The sequence below is a fragment of the Pedobacter jeongneungensis genome (assembly GCF_039538295.1).
Taxonomy (GTDB): Bacteria; Bacteroidota; Bacteroidia; order Sphingobacteriales; family Sphingobacteriaceae; genus Pedobacter; species Pedobacter jeongneungensis.
Window position 1 is genome coordinate 14366 of sequence record NZ_BAABBY010000020.1, and the last position, 16621, is coordinate 30986.

The 16621-nt window shown below is 40.8% G+C and carries 13 protein-coding genes; 3 read left to right on the plus strand and 10 right to left on the minus strand.

Annotation, left to right across the window (positions count from 1 at the left end; all coding sequences use genetic code 11):
- Positions 1-8: 8 nt before the first annotated feature.
- From ABD769_RS24390 to ABD769_RS24415, 6 genes are all read right to left on the minus strand, one after another.
- Positions 9-926, minus strand: coding sequence for a dihydrodipicolinate synthase family protein (locus ABD769_RS24390; RefSeq protein ID WP_344853978.1), 918 nt, complete (start codon positions 924-926; stop codon positions 9-11).
- A 582-nt stretch (positions 927-1508) separates the two neighbouring features.
- Positions 1509-2906, minus strand: coding sequence for an aminopeptidase P family protein (locus ABD769_RS24395; RefSeq protein ID WP_344853979.1), 1398 nt, complete (start codon positions 2904-2906; stop codon positions 1509-1511).
- Between the two features lie 585 nt (positions 2907-3491).
- Positions 3492-5267, minus strand: coding sequence for an aminopeptidase P family protein (locus ABD769_RS24400; protein WP_344853980.1), 1776 nt, complete (start codon positions 5265-5267; stop codon positions 3492-3494).
- 73 nt (positions 5268-5340) lie between these two features.
- Entirely contained in the window at positions 5341-6876 is a 1536-nt protein-coding gene (locus ABD769_RS24405; RefSeq protein WP_344853982.1) for an arylsulfatase, read from the minus strand.
- Between the two features lie 229 nt (positions 6877-7105).
- Complete coding sequence (locus ABD769_RS24410; protein ID WP_344853983.1) at positions 7106-7972, minus strand: sugar phosphate isomerase/epimerase family protein; 867 nt, start codon at positions 7970-7972, stop codon at positions 7106-7108.
- A 76-nt stretch (positions 7973-8048) separates the two neighbouring features.
- Entirely contained in the window at positions 8049-9698 is a 1650-nt protein-coding gene (locus ABD769_RS24415) for a glycoside hydrolase family 32 protein (protein ID WP_344853984.1), read from the minus strand.
- A gap of 203 nt (positions 9699-9901) precedes the next feature.
- Between ABD769_RS24415 and ABD769_RS24420 the strand changes: the two genes are divergently transcribed.
- Both ABD769_RS24420 and ABD769_RS24425 read left to right on the plus strand, forming a co-directional pair.
- Positions 9902-10129 carry a patatin-like phospholipase family protein gene (locus tag ABD769_RS24420; protein ID WP_344853985.1) on the plus strand — a complete coding sequence of 76 codons (228 nt, stop codon included), beginning with the start codon at positions 9902-9904 and terminating at the stop codon, positions 10127-10129.
- Between the two features lie 28 nt (positions 10130-10157).
- Complete coding sequence (locus tag ABD769_RS24425; RefSeq protein ID WP_344853986.1) at positions 10158-10853, plus strand: patatin-like phospholipase family protein; 696 nt, start codon at positions 10158-10160, stop codon at positions 10851-10853.
- Between the two features lie 46 nt (positions 10854-10899).
- Here the strand turns inward: ABD769_RS24425 and ABD769_RS24430 are convergent, their stop codons facing one another.
- Positions 10900-11289 carry a RidA family protein gene (locus tag ABD769_RS24430; RefSeq protein WP_344853987.1) on the minus strand — a complete coding sequence of 130 codons (390 nt, stop codon included), beginning with the start codon at positions 11287-11289 and terminating at the stop codon, positions 10900-10902.
- Positions 11290-11429: 140 nt separating this feature from the next.
- Positions 11430-12509, minus strand: coding sequence for a sensor histidine kinase (locus ABD769_RS24435; protein ID WP_344853988.1), 1080 nt, complete (start codon positions 12507-12509; stop codon positions 11430-11432).
- A gap of 266 nt (positions 12510-12775) precedes the next feature.
- Between ABD769_RS24435 and ABD769_RS24440 the strand changes: the two genes are divergently transcribed.
- A complete protein-coding gene (locus tag ABD769_RS24440) occupies positions 12776-14977 on the plus strand; it encodes a hypothetical protein (protein ID WP_344853989.1) in 2202 nt (733 codons plus the stop codon).
- An 88-nt stretch (positions 14978-15065) separates the two neighbouring features.
- Here the strand turns inward: ABD769_RS24440 and ABD769_RS24445 are convergent, their stop codons facing one another.
- Positions 15066-16223 (minus strand): zinc-dependent alcohol dehydrogenase, encoded by a 1158-nt coding sequence (locus ABD769_RS24445; RefSeq protein ID WP_344853990.1) that lies wholly within the window; start codon positions 16221-16223, stop codon positions 15066-15068.
- Positions 16224-16241: 18 nt separating this feature from the next.
- Positions 16242-16616 (minus strand): hypothetical protein, encoded by a 375-nt coding sequence (locus ABD769_RS24450; RefSeq protein ID WP_344853991.1) that lies wholly within the window; start codon positions 16614-16616, stop codon positions 16242-16244.
- Between the last annotated feature and the right edge of the window lie 5 nt (positions 16617-16621).

Below are 16621 nucleotides of genomic sequence, written 5' to 3' on the forward strand. Positions count from 1 at the left end.
TTTTTAAACTATTTGCCCCAACTTCCGGCTGGTAATTCAGGACGAACAGCTAATGCATCGTTGATAATTTTCAATACTTTTTCTCTTTCTGCCCCGCTTAACGGTAAACGTGGTGCACGCACAGCCTCTGTTCCTAAGCCGGTGGCTACCTCTGCCAGTTTAATGTATTGTACCAATTTGGCGTGGATATCCAGTTCCAACACAGGTAAAAACCAGCGGTAAATGGTGAGGGCTTCGGCAATGCGGTTTTGCTTGATCAGCCTGAAAATTGCTACGGTTTCTCTTGGAAAAGCATCAACCAAGCCTGCAACCCATCCATGGGCACCCATTACGATACTTTCCATCGCCAGGGGATCTACGCCGGTAAAGATTTTAAACCGGTCGCCAAAGCGGTTGATTAAACGGGTAACATTTGAAACATCTCTCGTTGATTCTTTTATCGCCTGGATGTTATCATATTTGGTTAACACTTCAAACATATCCAGTGTTACCTCGATTTTATAGTCGACCGGGTTATTGTAAATCATGATGGGCAGACTGGTGCTTTCTGCAATCGCCCCGAAAAATGCAAGGGTTTCATCGGCCGCTGCATTATAACGCATTGGTGGCAATAACATCAATCCGTTTGCGCCAAGTGATTCTGCTTTTTTAGCGGCTTCAATCGCTTTTTTTGTGGTAGACTCCGCAATGTTCAACAAAACAGGTACACGGCCGTTTACGAGGCTTAAAGTGTGCGACAGCAGGCCAAATTTTTCTTCATCAGTAAGCACACTGGCTTCGCCAAGTGATCCACCCAAAATAATGCCTTCTGCGCCTGCTTCCAGCTGTGCTTCGATATTTAAATCGAAAGCCGGAAAATCCAATTCATCATTCGCTGTAAACTTAGTGGTTACAGCAGGAAAAACTCCCGTCCATTTGATACTCATTTACTTTTATATTTTTTAATATTAAGATTGATATGAATTTTAACTAAATTTTAGCTTTAGTTAATTAAAATATCATCATTTAGGTCTATCGTAAATAAACCTTTTAAATGATTTTCAAATTTAGGGGATATGTAAACGGCAACATTGTTGGATTTTAACCAATACCGACCGGAAATGCACCATTTGGGATGGCTGGTAGAAATGAAGAGAAAACAATCGGATGGAAACATCTAATCGCATCAAGTATAAGAGACATGATTATGAAAAGTATCAGTCAGCTTGAATGTTCTCATGTGACTAAGGTGGTCAATTTAAATAGTACAGGTTTATTTTTATCGACCACCTAAGTTTTACATGTTGTTTAATATATTAAACGAAAACATTCGATTACAAAAAACGGTATTCTTTTTAAAGAATACCGTTAGTTAAATTTGTTAAGTGTTACTATCAGACCGCACGAATAATACGCGGGCGAAATAGCGATCGTTGGAAGATTGCTTCTTCGGCTGAAAAAGCCTTCATCGCAATGACGACCTCTTGTTGCCTTACAGCACGAATATCAAAACACTTTAGTGCATCTTTTTAATAAGCACCGCTTCTGATCGATTCAACTTCTGCAGTAGTTAAGGCTAAATGTTTACCTAACATTCTGCTTCCGTTTTCGGTAACCAGAAAATCGTCTTCTACCCTGATGCCGCTAAAGTTTCTAAACTGCTCTAATTTATCGTAGTTGATAAATTCGGTAAATTGATTGGCGGCTTTCCAGCGGTCGATCAGTTCGGGGATGATGTAAACACCGGGCTCAACAGTTAATACATAACCTGCTTCGAGCGCCTTGCCTAATCTTAACGATTTTAAACCAAACTGTGTTGTATTTTTAACAAGGTCATCGGTATAACCTACGTATTGCTCACCTAAATCTTCCATATCATGTACATCGAGGCCCATCATATGGCCGGTGCCGCATTGAAAAAACATGGCATGCGCACCAGTCTGTACGGCATCGTCTACATTTCCTTTCATCAATCCAATATCTTTTAAACCTTGCGCAAGTATTTTACAGGAAGCCAGGTGTACATCTAAATACCTTACACCGGGAGCCAAAAGGTTTTTAGCGTAGGTATAGGCATTGAGTACAATATCGTAAACATCTTTTTGCTCAGGGCTAAATTTCTTGCCTACCGGAAAAGTACGGGTAAGATCGCCGGCATAACCTAAAGCGGTTTCCACACCCGAATCGTTGAGTACTAACTGGCCCTCTTTAAGCTGGTTTCCGTGGTAGTGGTTATGGAGAATTTCGCCCTGAACGGTGAGGATAACCGGATAAGCCAGATTGCCTCCTGAGGCCAATGCCTCGCCCTGAATTTTTGCTGCAAGCTCACGCTCGTACATCCCGGGTTTTGCCTGTTGCATTACCATTAGATGAATATCGGCAGAACGCGATGCGGCACGATCCAGTTCTACTATTTCTTCAGCTGACTTAACTGAACGCTGTGAAACAACTGCCTTTATAAAATCAAGCGATGCATGTTCTTTAAGCTGACCAATCGGAATGTTAAACCAATTTGCCAGTTTAATTTTATTCTCCGGGCGATACGGTGGTAAAAAATGAACTGCACGTTTTTTTATCTGATATTGCTCGAGGTAGGCATCAAGTTGATCAAGGGGCAGCACTTTGGTTAGGCCTGAGTCTGCACTTTTTTCGGCTAATGTTTTTTGACGACCCATCCAAACGATATCATCAATACCCATTTCGTTGCCAAACAGAATGGTTTCATCTTCGTCTAAATCAATAATTGCAGCCAGTAAAGGTTCGCTGATCCCAAAGTAATACAAAAAGGTACTGTCCTGCCTAAAATGGTAGGTGTTATCTTTATAGTTCATGGGACTATCTTCGTTACCCAGAAAGAGTAATATCCCGGAATTGATTTTTGATTTTAATGCGGAACGTCGTTGGAGGTAAACTTTCTTTTCAAACATATTTTTATGAATTAGGCAAATATCCCAAAAGTGATCTTTATGCAATAGCTATTAAACAGAATGGCTAAAATATGGGTTGTATTTGCAAATTATAAGCTATTTATAAAAGTCATAATAATATTCTGCTTACCGAAAAATTAGTACAAAATCTGACGGTAATTAAATTAAAGACTATAAACAGTTGATTATCAAATTTGTGATTGAATAAGTATCTGATTTAGTAGGAGCAATCACATACAATTAAAGTTTTTATTCAATATTTAATTCCGAATAATTTATTTATATAATTGAATGATAACACTTTAAATAATTTTATATTAACATATAATACCATCAAGCTATACAGTTTATTCATTATCAATTCATAATAGTGAATATAATAATAAAAACTTTGTTGTAAAGCTCAAGAAATTATAAAATATTTCATTGAAGATTATCGTAGAATAGTGCTCAATCGTGATCTTAGGAGAAATCTCTAATTATAATTTTAAAGATTTCTCCACCCTGTCGAAATGATGATTCAAGGATACACCTGTCATTCCAATTCTTCATTTGTTATAACTGGCCTCCTGAAATGATGATAAATTAAATCGCCTTACACTTTTCTTTCAGCCATGCAGCTTCTTCTACAGAAAGCAAAGGTTGAAGCTGGTTAAAAACTGTTTGATTATAGTGGTTTAACCAGGCAAGCTGATGGCTTTCTAAAAGTGATTTATTTATAACCGAAGTATCAATGTAACATAAGGTTAATGTTTCAAAAGCAAGGAAATCACCAAATTCAGTATGGTTGTGGGAAATGCATAAAACCAGGTTCTCAATCCTCACACCGTGTTTTGCAGGACGATAAATACCAGGTTCGATTGAGGTTACCATACCAGGTTTAAAGGGAATATCTACATTAGCCGGGCTAATGGTCTGAGGTCCTTCATGTACGTTCAGAAAAAAACCAATACCGTGACCAGTGCCATGGCCGAAGTTGATTCCATACTCCCAAAGGGGTTTTCTACAAACAGCATCGATCTGGTAACCATTTGTACCTGCCGGAAAGATGAGTTTAGATCCTTCTATCAAACCTTTTAACACCAAAGTATAATCGTCGGCCTGGCGTACTATGCAATTGCCAATGGGTATCACTCTGGTAATATCGGTTGTGCCATAAAGGTACTGTCCTCCTGAATCGACCAGAAACAAACCATCGCCATTAATCTCCTGATCACTCTCGGCTGTTACAGTATAATGTGGCAGTGCACCATTGGCATTATAGCCCGAAATGGTATTAAAGCTTAAACCAACGAAAGAAGCATTTTCGGCCCTGAAAGCATCCAGTTTTTGAGCAGCAGACCACTCTGTAATCTTTTCTTTTCCCAGACGATCTTCCAGCCATTTAAAGAACCTGGTTAAAGCTACACCATCATGCAGCATGGCTTTCCCGATATGTTTGATTTCCGTGTCGTTTTTCAGGCTTTTTAAATGTGTGACCGGATTAATCCCTGAAATTATTTTAGCTGTTTGGGGTAAAAGCTGATAGAGGCCAAAGCATGTCCGTTTTGGATCAATAAAAACCGTAGCTTCTTCTGGCAGCGTTTCCAGTGCATTAGCTGCTTCATCATAGGGATATAAATCTACTCCCTGCTGATTTAAAGTCTCAATATCATTCTTTGAAAGTTTTTCTTCATTGATGAAAAGCTTTGTTTCGTTTGGTGTAATTAAAGCAAAGCTTAAAGTAACAGGATTGTAATCTACATCACTGCCACGCAAGTTAAAAAGCCAGGCAATATCATCAAGCGCGGAAATAAAGTGATAACCGGCTCCGTATGCAATTAAGTTGGTTCTTACCTGCGTTATTTTAGCTGAGATGCTGAGGCCGGCAGCTTCTGCATCGATTAAATAAGCTTTCTCCTGTGGAAGGCCTACCCTATCCGTCCATATCTCGCTAACGAAATCTACATTGGTTACCGTTATTTGTTGTTGCTGCAGGCTATTTTTTAGCGCTGTAGCCAATGTAACGGTGATTAACTGGTAATTAAAGCCAACCTTGGCACCTTTAGGTAAAACGCCGGACAACCAATCGATGTACTCGGGCGTATGTGCTATTTTTAATTTTACCAGTTCGTAACCCGAACCGCTCAATTGCGCCTCTGCCTGTGTAAAATACCTCGAATCTGTCCAAAGACCTGCAAATTCCTGTGTAATTACCAGCGTTCCGGCAGAGCCTGTAAAACCACTAACAAACGGAATGGCTTTGTAATGCGCCGGCAGATATTCGCTGATATGCGGATCGGCCGCGGTAATGATATAGGCATCTATATTATGCCCGGCCATTAACTTACGCAAGGCCTGTAATTTTTCTATATAGGTCATGTTGAGGAAAATTGTAATCGGCCAAATTTAAATATTACGACGATATTAGCTATCTTAAACAGCTAAAAGTTACTTAATACTCTCGTTTTTCCTTTTCCAGAACAGGTATTTCGAAACGTTTAATAAGTGGGGTACGGTGTTCTTTTTTCGAAATGGCAACCATTCGCTTAATGATATCGGGATGGGCCGATGCCACATCATTTTGTTCTTTCAGGTCGGTATTCAGATCGTACAATGTCCATTTATCATTGCCTTTTAACATATCTAACCTTACCCCTTTCCAATTTCCGATGCGAATGGCCTGTTGTCCTCCATATTCGGGATATTCGAAGTAGAGGTAATCATGCTGTACCTGTTTTCCTTTATTCAAAATGGTTGGTAAAATGCTTAATCCGTCAATTCCGGATGGTGTGTTGATTTTCAGGAGGTCGCAAAAGGTTGGCATCATATCCAAAGTTGAAGAGATCAGATCGCTTGTAGCACCTGCTTTTACTCTACCCGGCCAGGATACGATGAACGGTTCTCTGATGCCCCCTTCTCTCACAAAACCTTTGCCCCAGCCGTATTCGCCCTTAAAAGGGCCGTTGCTGTTAAAAAATACGGGATCAGCCCCTGCATTAAACGCGGTACCGTTATCGGCGCAGAACATGATGATTGTATTATCGTAAACACCTTCATCCTTCAGTTTTTTAATCAATTGTCCTATCTGCCTGTCGAGCAATGTAATCATAGCAGCATACGTAGCACGCGGATAGCGGCAAGGGAAGTACGAGCCTCCAAGAAATGGCTTTTCATCGCCAAACTTTTTGTGGTAGTAATTAACCAGGTCTTTAGGTGCCTGTAAAGATACATGTGGCAAAGGACTGGCATAATACAAAAAAAAGGGGTTATCTTTGTTTTTCCCGATAAAATTTAATGCAGCTTTGATCAGAAAATCAGGCGCAAAATCGTTCTGCTGGTATTTTTCGTAGTTTTTTTCGTTTAAAGGATCAAGATCTGCAGGGAATTTAACATCTGGATCAACAATCTTATTATCAAGCGGAACCCGGTTTTCATTTTCCCATAAATGGCCGCTGTAATAGGTATGATCCTGCCGCTGACAGATAAACCCATAGAAATAATCAAACCCCTGACGGTTGGGTACGCCAGCAGTCATCGGACTTCCCAATCCCCATTTGCCTACCAATGCGGTATGATAACCTACCGTTTTTAATACTTTGGCAATGGTGATGGTAGAATCAGGGATGGGATACTGGCCTTCAAGAAAGGGATTGGCCTCCATTGCCTTAAAGTTCCATACTTCTCCACGTTCGTCCCACTCGTGGTTGCCGCGGATAAATGCTTTACCGGAGTTGATGCCTGTCATCAATCCATATCTGGAGGGTGCACAAACCGGATAGGCATAATGCTGGGTAAAACGCATGCCACGTTTGGCCAGTTCATCTAAGTTAGGGGTTTCTATCTTCTGCTGTCCATAACTACCCAGTTCACCATAACCCAGGTCATCGGCCAGAATATACACAATGTTGGGCCTGGATTTTGATTGTTGTGCGAAAGAATTAAAGGTAAACAGGCAGGCTAATATTACTAAAGCAGTTCTTTTTATCATACATTAAAGATGGTAAGCGTTTATAGCCTACAATATATTGATAAGTACGGATGCTGTTTTAATTTTTCACTGCACAAACGTTTGCATAAAAGCAGGATAGTAACCCAATGAACAGAAAAGAGCCCAATATTAACCATCGGGCCTTTTGGTTTACACCGAAAATTATTTAGGTAATCATTATTTTTCACCAACTGAGCCACCGGATAACAGCTGAGTTTTAGTTGATATATTATTTAACTGAATAAACCTCTTCTATTTGTTTAGTAAGGTATTTAAATGCCTGTGGCATTTCTACAGCGGCATTATTGGTACTGGCTTCGATAAAGATATACCCTTTGTAGTTGATTTTCTTTAATGCCCTCAGGTACGGCCTGAAATCATCGCCGGCTACACCGGGCAGGCTACGTTTTTCTTTTTCGGCAATTTCGCAAAAGCCAACTTGTTTAGCTGCAGCAATAATTTCATCGGGCGATTCGCCTTCACGCAGCATGTGGAAAATATCAACATTAAGCCTGAAATTGGGTTCGTGTACTTTCTTTACAATTTCGGCTGCTGCTTTTAATGAGGTAATGAAATTGGTTTCGGTGGTTTCGAGGTTTTCCAACAGAATCACCACCTCATTTTTCCTAGCCATCTGTCCAAGTTTTTTGCAAAGGATTACGAAATCTGCTTTTGCTTTATCCAGATCGTAACCAGTCGGAATACTTCTCGCTCCCGAACTGCCGAGAACAATGTATTTTACGCCCGCTAGTTTTGCCCTCGAAAGCACAGTTTCGGTATAACTTAAAACTTTCGCTTCATCTACATCGGGGCCTGCAATTTTTAAACTGCCCGGGAAGAAAAGGTTACAGCTTAATACTTTACATTTCGCAGCTTTAATTCTTTTCAAACTGGCTTGAAATTGATCCTCACTCAATGTGGGCGAAAGTATTTTCGGCACGGATTCACCAATCATTTTAAACCCCGCAGCATATGCTATGCTATCTTGCGCCAAACCGCTTACAATACTCAATTCCGGATAAGCCTGCCGGGCTGAAACCGGATTAGAAATGAGCAAAATGCATAAGCTGGTAATTGCTAAAAATATATTTTTCATAATGTTACTGATTCAGAACAGGATTAATGAGTTTCAGGATTATAGTTTTCAAAAATTGATTCAACTACAGGCTGTTTTATTGCCATATCGATTTAACTGAGTAAACTTTTAAATCTTTAATTTCGATATTATTTCCCCAAAACCGGAAACCTTCGGTGTTTTTAGCATCCGGTTTTCGCTCCATTGAGTAGGAATAGGCGCCTCCGTCAATAAAAACTTCAACCGAGGTACGGTCGATGTAAATATCAGCAGAAATCTCCATGCTGGTCATATCTTCCGGTGAATAGAAAACGCCGTTTACCAGATTAAAATTCATATCGTAATCCAGAATTTTTTGTCCCGAAAGGCTTAATCCGGCACTGGTGGCATGAGAAAGTTTCAGCGTAGTTTTTATGCGGATCCTATCTGTACCACTATAGGAACTGAGCTTTTCGTTTGCATCTTTTGCGCTTAAATTGTTCCATTCGCCAGCGTTTTCGAAAAGTTGACTGGCCTCTTTTACGGGTTGGCTCACTAAGCGCAAGCCATCTTTTGTAGTTTTAAGTTTAAGTTCGGTGGGTAAAAGCATCATGCCGTTAAAAGGCATATCGGGGTGACCAATCCTCCCCCATCCAATCTGGATCCTTCTGCCATCGCTTTCGGGGATATTGGCAAAGGTTTGGGCGGCATAAATGCTTCCGGTTACATAATAATGTTTGCCAGATTCGGGTGTAAATTTCTTGCCATCAAAAGTACCGGTCATATAAGTATTAGATGCGCCGTACATCACCCATTTCGTTTTATTTTTATCTCCGTCAACAGGCAGTTCAAATAAATCGGGGCATTCCCAAAAGCCGGTGGTATGACTTTGGAAAGTCCAGTCTTTTAAGTTGGCCGAATTATAAATCGAGTGCCCGTCGCGTTCATTGAGCACCATCACCCAATGTTTGCCTGGCTTATACCAGAAAACCCTCGGATCGCGGGTATCTACACTGTTCCATTTTGCTTTCGAATCGATGACTGGATTTTTACTGTATTTTGTCCAGGTACGCCCTTTATCCAGGCTGTAAGCCACACATTGCACCTGTTTTTCATCCGTAAAAGCGGTATAAGTGGCTACCATGGCCGGAGTATTGCCTTTGTTAAAACCAGCCGTGTTGTTATAGTCAATTACAGCTGAGCCAGAAAACATCGTACCCGTTTGATCAGGACTTAATGCGGTTGGCAACTCTTCCCAATGGATCATATCTTTACTTACGGCATGGCCCCACGACATGTTTTCCCATTCGCGCTCATATGGATTATGCTGATAAAACAGGTGATATTCGCCTTCGTAAAAAATAAGGCCGTTCGGGTCGTTTATCCATCCCCGTTTGGTAGTGAAATGAAACTGCGGCCGGTTTTTCTCTTTGTAAATGGACTTTTGCCCTTCAATTTCATCGTCCTGATAAATTTTCTGTAAACCTGCAGCATCGCCCTCGTAACTGATTTTAATCGTTTTTCCTTTCAAGGCCGTAACATCACAGAAAACCCAGTATTCGGGTTCGTCTTTTGCCAGCCTGATCTTAAAAACCCGCTCCTGCCTGCCTGAAATTTCGAACTTCATACTGGCTCTGACCTGTTTTTGGGAAACGGGAAGGTTAAGGTAACGTTTGTTGATCTTGATTTCGATATCGGCAGCAAAAGCAAATTGGGAAAGAATAAGTAAGGTGCCGATGACAAAAATTGTTTTAAAACTGGTTTTCATGTTCCGGGATGGTAAATCGTTTTATCGATAAAAGAAAAATATTGGTTAGTGGATGAAAAGATAGGGAAAAATATTGGAGGCCGCAATAAATTATTCCTAAGGGCGACAATCGCATTGAAATTAGATTACTGATCTACCGATGATTGATTCCGGACTTCAGACTAAACCATTATATTTGATAATAACTTTCGAAGGAGCAGAACATGAAGACATTGGTTATTTCGGGCGGCGGCAGCAAAGGTGCTTTTGCCGGTGGTGTAGCAGAATACCTCATTAAATACCGTGAAACAAATTATGATCTCTTTGTAGGTTCTTCTACTGGTAGTTTGCTCATCCCTTTTCTGGCCATTGGCGATGTAGCACGGATTAAAAAAACTTTACACCACCATTTCACAATCAGATATTTTTACGGTTTGCCCGTTCATTGTTAAATACAAAAATGGAAAAGTAAAACTGCGTATGAACCATTTTGGGATTATTAAGCAGTTTTTTAAGCGACAGAAAACGCTGGGCGATAGTACGGGTTTAAGAAATTTAATCAGAAACAATTTTAAGCGTAAGGATTTTGAAACCATTAAGGCACTGGGTAAAGAAGTGGTGGTTACAGTAGCCAATTTAACCACGCAACTGATTGAATACAAATCGAGCAACGACTGTAATTATGAAGACTTTTGCGATTGGATGTGGGCTTCGTGCAACCTGGCCCCGTTAATGAGCCTTTACCAGAAAAATGGAAACGATTATGCTGATGGTGGCTTTGGGAACCTGATTCCGGTGCAGGAAGCGATTATAAAAGGTGCAACAGAGATTGATACGATTGTGTTAAGACAGGAAAAAGCCGTTTATAACAATCCGCCCCTCCAGAATGCCATTGAGGTATTTGCCCGGACGAGCGATTTTATGCTCAACCAGATTGCAAACGACGACCTGATCATCTCGAAATTACAAACCGCAAGCAAAAACGTAAAAATTAATTTCTATTTCATTAACCGCGAGCTTACCACCCATTCTTTTGTATTTAATAAACAGGAAATGACGACCTGGTGGCAGGACGGATACGACCTGTTTAAAGCGAAAGATTGTACCACACACGTACTGGCAGTTGAAGGGGATCAGGGAATTAAACTGACCGAACAAAAGCACGTTGATTTATAACTCCCTAAATAAGTTTCGGTCTGTGAAACACAGACCGGGATTTAACTTACTTTACCACCGTAGCTTCCAGTTCTACTTTTAAGGTTTCGAAAAGGCTTTTTACTTCGAGCAGGGTAGTGGCTTGCCTGATGTTGTGTTTTGCAATCCAATCCTGAAAGATATTAAAATGCGGCCATAGCTCGTGGGTAGCGGTGGTATAAATATTCAGCCTTACAATGCCACTGCATTCGTAACCTGCCTGTGTAATTACGGTTTCGAGGTTTTTCAGGGCATCAATCAACTGGGTTTTCATATCGGCATCGCTGGAGATTCCTTCATCATTAATGGCCGTCTGGCCTGAAATGTATAAGGTGCCTGTTACGTTTTTTACCTCAACAGCCTGTACATAACTGCGCTGATCCTGCCATTGCCAGGGATTTATGATTCTTTTTTCCATATTACGGGTGTTTTAAATTTTACACCACAAAATTGGAAATAGCAATTAAATACTGCTGTTGACAAACCGCACGATTTTTATGTGAGCTTAATCACAGCTGTATTTTTTATTGGCATTCGGCTTAAGATCAGGCTTATTGGTTAATGTTCTAATTTTAAGTGCACTTTAAATGAAGATCCTTTGCCAATTTTACTCTCTACGGTAATTTTTCCACCTGCATAATCCACAATTTCCCTTACCAGGTAAAGGCCAACACCGGTACCCTCAACCTCATTGTTTAAGCGCTGAAATTTAGTAAATACGGTATTCAGATTTTCCTTTGCTATGCCCATACCATTATCAGAAACCGTAATGGTAACATAACCTTCCTCTAACGCCGTTCTGATTGTAATGATCGGTGCACGACCGGCAGCCTGGTATTTAATGGCATTATTAACCAGGTTATACACAATGCTGCGCAGTTTTCGCCTCACAAACATCATTTCTGAAACCTCTATTTCGGTATTTATTATTGCTCCCGATTCCAAAATCTGAGGGGCAAGTGTAAGGCGCGCATCCTCTACAATATGCTCAAAACTGATCAGCTCCGGGAAAGCCTTATACTTTTGCTGGTGATTTCTCGAATCCGTCAGGTCGAAAATAACATCTTTCATTTTCCTTAAGCTATTCTCTACTTTCTCTAACAGAAGCGGAAACCGTTCCATGCTTTTATCGGGTAATGCCTTTAACATTTCAATGGTTAATCCAAGGCTGGTCAGCGGTGTTTTAATGTCGTGCGATATCGTATCAAGCAAAAGCTCGTGTTCGGCAATTAACCGTTCCTGCTCTTTCAGGTCTCTGATGCGCATCGTAATCTCCACAAAAGTGATGATTACCCCGTTGGTTTTATTACTTTTCCTTACAATATAAGGCAGTATATTCATCTGGTACCAGCGGAAATCGATAGTTTGGATTTCTTTTTCAAGAATTTCTCCTGAATCTATTACCTGCTGGATGTTTTCTAGAATGGAAGGAAAGCGGAAATTTTCCTTTACATCTGCTATTGGTTTCCCGATATCACTTTCCTGCAGGCTAAACTGCTTCATTGCCGGAGGAGTAAATTTTCTTAATGTTAACGATGCATCAATAAAAAGTTGCGGAATAATGGTATTGCGGAAATAATTTTCCAGTTCCTCGTTCAGGTCGGTTAGCGCACTAACCTGCAGTTTCTGATCGTGCATTTTCATATTGTTTATATCAAAGGTTGGATAATGAAAATGCGTACAAATTCGAAATCTCTCTAAAATAAGAAGAAAATTATCAAGTCGTGCAAAATTGATATAAATACGCGTAATTAACAGAAATCCCCGCCCCAACACATGCATTCAAACACACTCAGTACCATTTCTATCTTACCTGGTCTACCTGACCTGCCTTAAAAAGCCAGCAAAACAATGGCATTAAAAACAATGTTGTGCATACACACTAACCAGCTTAAAGTTACAACATGAAAGGATTATCACCATGGGCACTAACAGCACTAGGCCAGTTTAAAAGCAGTAAAACATTATATTCCAAAAATTATGGTGCAATCAGTTTCACCATATTCAGCACAGCAGATTCTTTATGGGCCAGCGTTTCAGATAAAGAAACCGATCCGGTTTATTTCCGTTTGTGTTATGTTCCGGCTGGCCTTACCGATGAGCTGATTATAAATGAAAAGGAAGAAAAAATTTCGTTCAGGATCAATTCAGCAATCGGCATATTTGATGTAAATGTCTCATTTGAGGCCGAAAAACTTGGCTTTTTAAAATATTCCTGTTCATTTAAACCAATGGATAATGTTTTTTTTCCTTTTTGGCCCAGGGATATTTTAACCATCAACCAGGCTGATTATCCCGTAAAACCGATGGGAGAAATCCACGTCAGCCAGGTTGGAACGCGATCAGGACTCTTGTATTTTACATTACCGGAACGTAACCTGCGGGTGCTGTATTTCCAGAACCTTACTTCGCTTTCGCCCTATTGCGAACAAACCGGCACCTCGTTAAAAGAGGTGGTTGGAGGCATACTGCCAGAGCTGGGTCTTGCGCTGCCGGCAACAACAAACAAACCTTTGAAAGCTGGTGAAAATATAATCCTGTCTGATGCGATTGTTGCATTTAAAATTGTTGAGACTACAAAATCAGATCTTGCAACCGATTACCTGGATATGCTGGCTGAAGTTTATATCCACATTCCAAAACCGGCAACACATTATAAGCACTGGCCCGGAATTTTGGAAAAAGGCTTAACAGACCTGATCGAAAACCCGGGATGCTGGTCGATGGTGGGCGGAAACAGTTACCTTAACGCTTATGTAAGTGATTATGATACACCTCCTGAAATTATGGTGCAGCTTGCGGTATTGCTTCCTTTAGTCGATTATAGTGAATGGAGCGGTAAATCGTTAAAGGTTATGGGCACCATCAAAAAAGGCCTGCCCGCTTTTTACAGCACTAAATTAAAAACCCTGGTGCGCTGGCACCCTGCAGCTGCTGATAAACTAAAAGGAGAAGAAGAACAAAAACTGCCGATGGTAATGGATTCCTGGTACCTGCATCATCCGTTGCTAAATTTATCACGGCTGGCCATTAAAGGCGATAAGGAGGCAGAAAAACTGTTTCTTGATTCTTTGGGTTTTGCCATAAAAGTAGCACACCAGTTTAAATATGAGTGGCCGGTATTTTATAAGATGGATACACTCGAAATTATTAAAGCTGAAACTAAACCCGGCGAAGGTGGTGAGCAGGATGTAGCCGGACTTTATGCACATGTAATGCTACAGGCATATGAGCTTACTAACGACGGAAAATATTTAAAAGAAGCAGAAAAAGCTGCAAAAAAACTCAAAAAAATTGGTTACAAGGTAATGTACCAGGCCAACAATACGGCATTTGGAGCGGGGGCGCTTTTGCGTTTATATAAAATTACGGGCAATAAGCTTTACTTAAATTTAAGTTACCGGTGTTTAGCTTCTATATTTCAGAATGTACAGCTTTGGGACTGTAATTATGGTTTTGGCAAACACATCCCTACCTTTTTTGCCCTTTTTCCGCTTAGTGACGCTCCTTATACCGCAGCCTATGAAGAACAGGAAGTATTTTGCGCCCTTCATGATTACCTTGAACATGCACAAAACGTAGATATATTGCCAGCTGTTAAACTGCTCTGCTGTGAATTTATCAGGTACCTGGTAGAAAGGGCACCCTATTATTATCCGCCGTTTTTGCCTGATGAAATGATTTCGGATGAGGTAAAAACAGGCGAAGTAAACCGCAACCTCTGGATCGCGCTGGAAGATATCCATGATGGCACTGAACAAAGTGGTGCTGTTGGACAGGAAGTTTATGGGGCCGGTAATGCCTTTGGCATATTGCCCCGTCATTTTATCCGTTTTGAAGAAGAATCTTTTTTAATTTTTATTGATTGTCCTGTTTCAGGCATCAGGAAAAGCAAAAATTCAGTTATTTTTCATGCTCAGGGTGATCCGCGGATATTATGCAGGTTACGCATTACAACCGGCGAGGGAGTAAAAATGCCAAAAAACCTGAAATTTGAGTTGTCATCCGCATCGGCAGAACTAAAACCCGCCAGTGATAGGAAAGAAGACTTTGAAGCGTTTATAAAAGGTGGTGAAAAAGTTAAAATCAGCTGGAGCAGATCTTAACTCTTGCTAATAGCAAATTATAAATACGCAGATATAAAGATATATCAAAAAAAAGAGGCAGCTGCCAATGGCGCTGCCCTTTGTTAAATTATGGTTTCAGTACCACTTTTACACAATCCTCTTCTTTTTCGTCAAAAATTTTGTATCCGTGTGCGGCTTCTTCAAGCGGCAAACTGTGTGTAATGATATCATCGAGTACCACTTTACCATCGTTAACCAAACCGATCAGTTTGTCAATATAGTTTAACACCGGTGCCTGCCCCTGCTTAATGGTAATGCCTTTATCGAACATACGGTGCATCGGAAAATTATCGTAAGTTGAACCATAAACACCCATAATAGAAACTGTTCCCATGCGGCGTACCGCTTCAAAACACATATCGAGCACTTTCATCGATCCTTTTTCGAAATTAACCGTTGCCTTTACTTTATCCATAAAACTACGCTCAGGTTCAAAACCAACGGCATCTACACAAACATCAGCCCCACGTCCGCCCGTCATAGCACGGATGGCTTCCACCACATCAACTTTATGCGGATTCAATGTATCAACATTATTAACGGCTTTTGCTTTTTCCAGGCGGTAATCAAGCGGATCGATGGCAATTACGCGGCTTGCACCGTTTATCCAGGCAGCTTTTTGCGCCATTAAACCCACAGGTCCTGAGCCAAAAATAGCCACAACTTCGCCACCTTTTAGCTGCGCCCAGTCAATTGCCGACCAGCCTGTTGGAAAAATATCTGTTAAGAAAAGTGCCTGCTCATCGGTTAAATGTTCGGGCACAATCCTCGGACTCACATCTGCATAAGGAACACGCACATATTCTGCCTGTCCGCCCGAATAGCCTCCATAAAGATCGGTATAGCCAAAAAGCGCCCCACCTTTCTGATCCATTAAATCGCCGTTTGGTCCGTAATGTTCATAATTAGAATTTTCGCAGGCTGGTGAGGCCTCATGGGTACAGAAAAAGCAGGTACCGCATGAAATCGGGAAAGGAACCACTACCCTGTCGCCTTTTTTAAGGTTGGTAATGGCCGAGCCCACTTCTTCTACGATGCCCATAAACTCATGACCTAAAATCATGTTTTCTTTTTGAGGCACAGCACCACTTAAAATATGTAAATCTGAGCCGCAGATTGCGGTTGAAGTAACTTTTAAAATGACATCCCGTGGATCCAGAATTTCCGGATCCGGCACATTATCTACCCTGATATCGCCGGGTTTATGGAAAACAGCTGCTTTCATAGTTCATTATTTAAATGATTAATAATTATTCTCTTTTTCTTCTGATTCGTCATCACCTTCACTTTCGAAACCGATTTCCTCATCATCGCCAGCTGTTGCCGACTCATCATCAGCCAATGCACCAAGATCAGCCGTTGTTACCGAAGTATCATAATCAGCATCGCTCCCGGCTAACTGGTCTTCTGCATCATCATCTTCAACTGTCTCATCCTGATCAGCATCGCTACCTTCAGTCTGTTCGTCAAGGTCTGACAATTCATCCTCTCCTTCGGCACCACTTTCACTTACCGGCCCGTCTGTAGCATACGATTCGTCGTTTTCATTGGTTTGATCAGCATTCACTGTGTTTTGATCCAATTCGTTTTCATTCTGTTCAAAATTTAAATTTTCCATGTTTT